A 2,271-nucleotide genomic window follows, 5' to 3' on the forward strand; every position below is an offset into this window, starting at 1 on the left:
CATTCTGGAAGATCATCCCACCATATATTTCACTGACTGGGTCAAAAATCCCGATTGGTGTGTGCGAGGCAAAAGCCGGGAATGGGTCAATGAGCAAGCTCGCCTGCCCAATGATTCAGACCATGGATCTCGGTGAAATGTCGTCCAAGTCGTATGGTGGTATGACAAAGGGAAATCAGAGATAGCGCCAGCAACCTGAGAGAGTTAAGCAACATAAGTAAAAGAAGAAAAACAGAGACAAACGCTCGGTACATTCCAGCAATCTTCTGGCACCTATTAATCGAAAAATATGGATATTTAAGTGGAAGAAAATAATCTGACCGAGTTCAGAAAATCTTTAATCCATGGCATTCCTTCCCTTCTGTTGGTTTCAGCACTATCAATATGGAGTACGAAATATTCATTTCTAAACACAATAATTGATCTAAAAAATTCCGCTCCATCCGTAAGAATTACACCATCCAGTTTGCTTGTGGCGTATTTCCCAATAATGTCACTCACAGGAATTATTTTTCTTGTACAAAAATCAATTCCTTGCAGATCAAGTATCCTGGAAATCTCAGAGCGCATTCTCACTATTACTACAATCACGGGAGTAGTGATCATGATTACTTGTCTTCTTGTAATAACTCCTTTGCAATACTATGCCATGCCAAAATTAGGCTATACACGCTGCAATATTTTGAAAGACCACCCCACTATTTATTTTACAGACTGGGTAAAGAATCCCGCCTGGTGTGTGCATGGCAAAAGCCGGGAATGGGTGAATGAGCAATCCCGTCTTTCCAAATAATTCCTCTCATGGAGTTTTATGAAATGGCATTCAAGGTGTTTTCATTTTAAAGCTGATTGACGTGGTGCCTATGGGAAACCAGTGCCACCGTCATTACCTCGATTAATTAGGCGCCACCCATGAAAGAATAAATAGCAAAATCTAATCTTTGGATGCAACCAGACAATCTGGCACTCCCTATCAGCCGGAGAGATTGATGGATATCGAAATGGAAACAAACAACCTAGCCGATGTCAGAAAATCATTGATATATGGAATTCCATCAATTATATTTGTTTTGGTTTTCTCAATTTGGAATACAGAACATTCATTTCTAAAAACAATCGCCGATTTAAGGAATTCAGCGCCCTCGGTAAGAATCACACCTGGTGATTTGGTAGGGGTATATTTCCCGATAATGGGATTTACGATACTTGTATCGGTGATACAAAAAGCAATCCCCTGCAAAGCAGGCACTCTAATAATCTCAGAACGCGTTCTTGCGATTTCTGTCATCACAGGCGGAGGAATTATGCTCTTCTGCCTTCTTGTTGTTACACCTTTGCAGTATTACGCCATGCCAAGATTAGGATATACACGCTGCAATATATTAGAAGGCCATCCAAATATTTATTTTTCAGACTGGGTGAAAAACCCTGACTGGTGCGTACGCGGCAAAAGCAGGAAGTGGGTTAATGAGCAAGCCCGTCTAGGCGGTAGCACCGAGCTAAATCCATAAACAAAAAGTGCAGATCACAAGGCCTACAACTTTCTGACCTTTCCGCGTAGTGTGGTTGCATGTGTGTCAGAACAGCTCCTCGCGGCTCCCCAGAAATCACTACGCTTCCGCGCAAACACTAGGCCCAGTCTTTGGCAGCGGTGGCGGCAGCGAATAACGGTGGCATGAAGTGAGTACCGAACCCGAAACGCCCAGCCATGGCCTTAAGGGCCCCCTCTATCCAGGTCGATTTAAATAGAATCGATAAACACTGGGTAATAAAAAACTTTATTTCCTAAAGATATTCCACCCCTGATCAATCGCCAAATTTTATAAGTCTCCAAATGGACAACAGAAATTTAACCGAAATCAGAAAATCACTAATATGGAGTATTCCACTTTTTCTGCTGCTTCTGACAATGTCAATTTGGAGTATTTTATATTCTCTATATCAAACCGCAGATGATTTAAACAAACTCGCCCCATCTGTAAGAATCACACCATTTGATCCAATTGCGTTGTGTGTGCCAATAATTTCAATCACAGGAATTATCATTGCAATACAAAAATCAGTCCCTTGTTCAGAAGACGCTATAAAAATCCCAACGCGTATTTTTTTATCCGCCATAGCCGTTGGAGTTTTTATTATGTTTTTTGTATTTTTGCAATTACGCCTTTTCAATACTATGCCATGCCAAAACTGGGCTATACCCGCTGCAACATTCTGGAAGATCATCCCACCATATATTTCACTGACTGGGTCAAAAATCCCGATTGGTGT

At 41.4% G+C, this 2,271-nt stretch carries 3 protein-coding genes; 1 reads left to right on the top strand and 2 read right to left on the bottom strand.

Translation table 11 applies throughout. The features are described 5' to 3' along the window. Positions 1-297: 297 nt before the first annotated feature. Complete coding sequence (locus L995_RS32655) at positions 298-606, bottom strand: hypothetical protein (protein WP_156135958.1); 309 nt, start codon at positions 604-606, stop codon at positions 298-300. A gap of 383 nt (positions 607-989) precedes the next feature. Here L995_RS32655 and L995_RS34120 point away from each other — a divergent pair, with 383 nt between their 5' ends. Then, on the top strand, positions 990-1,511 hold the full coding sequence (locus L995_RS34120) for a hypothetical protein (protein ID WP_231574316.1): 522 nt from the start codon (positions 990-992) through the stop codon (positions 1,509-1,511). Between the two features lie 430 nt (positions 1,512-1,941). Here the strand turns inward: L995_RS34120 and L995_RS33630 are convergent. Then, on the bottom strand, positions 1,942-2,271 hold a 330-nt coding region (locus L995_RS33630; protein WP_197065085.1), incomplete at its 5' end, for a hypothetical protein.

The sequence above is a fragment of the Delftia sp. ZNC0008 genome (assembly GCF_000799035.1).
In the GTDB taxonomy this organism is placed as follows: Bacteria; Pseudomonadota; Gammaproteobacteria; order Burkholderiales; family Burkholderiaceae_C; genus Comamonas; species Comamonas tsuruhatensis.